This is a genomic window from Stieleria sedimenti, assembly GCF_025060895.1.
In the GTDB taxonomy this organism is placed as follows: Bacteria; Planctomycetota; Planctomycetia; order Pirellulales; family Pirellulaceae; genus Stieleria; species Stieleria sedimenti.
In genome coordinates this window covers 1-1,150 of sequence record NZ_JANZKV010000391.1, presented here as the reverse complement: position 1 = coordinate 1,150, position 1,150 = coordinate 1, and the positions used below count along the sequence as shown (strand labels likewise).

General features: G+C 55.3%; 1 protein-coding gene and 1 pseudogene. Both read right to left on the bottom strand.

The annotated features are described in order from the left end of the window. A pseudogene (locus tag NZK35_RS34140) lies at nt 1–421 on the bottom strand (hypothetical protein); the annotation flags it as partial. Between the two features lie 8 nt (nt 422–429). Further along, a complete protein-coding gene (locus tag NZK35_RS34135) occupies nt 430–924 on the bottom strand; it encodes a type II toxin-antitoxin system VapC family toxin (protein ID WP_259637006.1) in 495 nt (164 codons plus the stop codon). Nucleotides 925–1,150: the final 226 nt, after the last annotated feature.

Genomic DNA, 1,150 nt, shown 5'->3' with positions numbered 1-1,150 from the left:
GCTGATGCTGCTGGACGAACATCTCACGATGGAGCATTGAGTTTGAACCACAAGCAAAAGCAGTTCCAAGCATGATCGCTGCAGCGACGCCCCACCCTATGGCAAAACGCTTAAAGACGCGGACGATTACCACCGTCACGGCCGCAGCAACAAAGCTCCAAGCAGTAAGCCAAAAGAAAACGTTGAGGTAAGTTTCGCCAAGTCCCTGATACATGTTCTGTCGACGAACGCTACCGATCACCGTGCGGCGACGAATGATTCTCAACTGGCAAATCGCCGGACTTCGCCGCTTCGGTGCATCGGATGGTTCGTCGTGATTTCCGTACCGTGCGGCCAGACGCCTTTTGATCCGCGTGAATCTTCGCCACCAGCCCCTCCAGCGTTCCACCAGCATCAGCCAGTAACTGTTCGCGGACGGCATGCAGTTCGTCAAGTATCGGATTCTTCGTCATCATCCCCTCCCAAAAACTCTGCGGGAGTGCAGATCAATAATTGCCCAAGCCCTTCGCTATCCAGTAACCGATAGACACGCGGAAGCTCGTGAGCGTTCGCAATATGCTTGCAGTTAAGTGTCAGGAGATAGTTTACGCCTCCGAGTGCCGCTGCGGCAACATGCAAGGCATCTGCGGCAGCCTTTTGCGGCATCAAGTGTGCCGCCAAAATTCGATTTGCGAGTGCCTGCGCGTCTGCACCGACATCTACAAGATCTAACCCATCCAACAGCTTGAGCCGATCCGACGCTGCGGTAGGGTCACCTGCGGATGCCTCGTTAATCACCAATTGAGATGTCACAAGGTCGAATTTGGGGCGCTCCAGGCTCCACCAGTCTCGGGCCTGCTGCTGCATCGCAGCCGTTTGAATGTCACGACTGGGCCACGCTGTGGCGTAACTCACGATAGATGTTTCAATGTAAACGCTGTCCATCGCGTCGTCCTATCCCGATGATTCGCCGAACCGCGCCTCGAACAACTCTCCAACGAGTTGGTGCCATTCGTAAGTGTACCGTATCAACCGCCGACTAGGGATCCAATCCGGATTGCAGAAAATGGCAGACGGGAAAATCGCAGCCTCGATCTCGCAAGCCGTTTGATAGTACGAAGGCGTGGATCGGCGGACGCATTCCACGAACGCGCTGGCAGGCCCCGAGAAT

Bases quoted from the DNA above. Each gene is read 5' to 3' on its own strand.
- NZK35_RS34135 (WP_259637006.1), bottom strand. From the start codon at position 924: ATGGACAGCGTTTACATTGAAACATCTATCGTGAGTTACGCCACAGCG.